The organism is Alcanivorax sp. UBA3183, from assembly GCF_002364155.1.
Lineage (GTDB): Bacteria > Pseudomonadota > Gammaproteobacteria > Pseudomonadales > Alcanivoracaceae > Alcanivorax > Alcanivorax jadensis.
The window spans coordinates 4,935-5,194 of record NZ_DEXN01000008.1; positions in this window are offsets into that span (position 1 = coordinate 4,935).

The following is a 260-nucleotide window of genomic DNA, read 5'->3' on the forward strand; positions in this document are numbered from 1 at the left end:
AGCTACAAGCTTCAAGCTGCAAGATACAAGGCACGGAGAACGGTATAGCCATCCGACCAGCGCTTTCCTCCGCGTTGCAGCAAACGCTGTAACGCGGGCATGGCTTGGCAGTTTATTCGTGGCTCGCACGCGCCTTGTAGCTCGTAACTTGAAGCTTGTAACTCTTCTCATAACCACTGCCCCAACACCCCGATCCACAACGCCAGCATCGGCACCACCAAGAAGAAAAAGACCCCATTCCAGCGCCAGGCAATCCGGTA